The organism is Ureibacillus massiliensis 4400831 = CIP 108448 = CCUG 49529, assembly GCF_000772965.1.
Taxonomy (GTDB): domain Bacteria; phylum Bacillota; class Bacilli; order Bacillales_A; family Planococcaceae; genus Ureibacillus; species Ureibacillus massiliensis.
In genome coordinates this window covers 1-998 of sequence record NZ_JPVQ01000119.1, presented here as the reverse complement: position 1 = coordinate 998, position 998 = coordinate 1, and the positions used below count along the sequence as shown (strand labels likewise).

The 998-nt window shown below is 38.7% G+C and carries 1 protein-coding gene; it reads right to left on the bottom strand.

Annotated elements, in window-relative coordinates; all coding sequences use genetic code 11:
* Nucleotides 1-940, bottom strand: a 940-nt coding sequence (locus CD30_RS19150) for a transposase (protein ID WP_170215882.1), incomplete at its 3' end; no start/stop codon positions are given.
* Between the last annotated feature and the right edge of the window lie 58 nt (nt 941-998).

Genomic DNA, 998 nt, shown 5'->3' with positions numbered 1-998 from the left:
AACAGTAACTATGTTCACGTACACAAGTGGGTCTGAAATATTCATCATAACCAAAATATTCGCCCTCATTGCGGACATTGTAAGGAATAACTGCGCGCATTTGGTTGTTTTGAAGTTGACGGTAAATTGGTTCATAATCATAACCTGCATCAAGGATTGCTGTTGTAAAATGCCTTGGTAATAGGCTTTCAGCCTTCTTTAATAGAGGGATGGCAACTTTACTATCTGATAAATTACCAGATGTCATCAAGCGACTCACGATATATTGGCTCTTTGTTGCCACTGCTAGATGTCCTTTGAACCCATACCAAAACGTATTTTTACCTTCGCTGTTTTTCTTGATACCCCAGTTTGGTTCAATAGGAGCGTCTTGCCAAAGTGTTTCAAGTGGTGTATCTAATTGATGTTTGATTTCTTTTTCATATGTCGATTGATTCGCTTCTATTTCAGCCTGTTCGATCAACCAAGCTGCGTGTTCTTCTTTGGATTTTCGGCCACGCTTTTTCGGTAATGTAGAAACTTTTTTTTCTGATGGTTTCGAAGCGTCACGAGATTCAAAATGTGTGGCATCAATCGCAAGGTGTTCATCACAAAGGAAGCCTTCGGCCATTGCTACATGAATCAAAGTATCCTGCATTTGATCTAGTACATCTGATTGGCTCACAACGTCAATCATGCGTGAGTACGAGGCTTCAGATGGAACCACATCAGAAACAAGGAAACCACAATCTAGACGAAAAATAGGGTCGTTCCCTAATCGATTAACTAAATCCTTAATAGTTGGAATCCGTTCAACGATTCGAATAATTAAAGATTGAATCATTGCGCCATAGTTTAGCTCACGTGGTGCACCTCGCATTGTTTTTTTGGAAAATAGATTAAAAATTGGTTGTACATCAAATGTGGCAAAAATAGCATCAAAACGGTGAGAGTTTTGCATTTCGAATAGATCTTGGATGTCAAATAGACTTATTTGTTTTACAATAGTCATAGGGCAT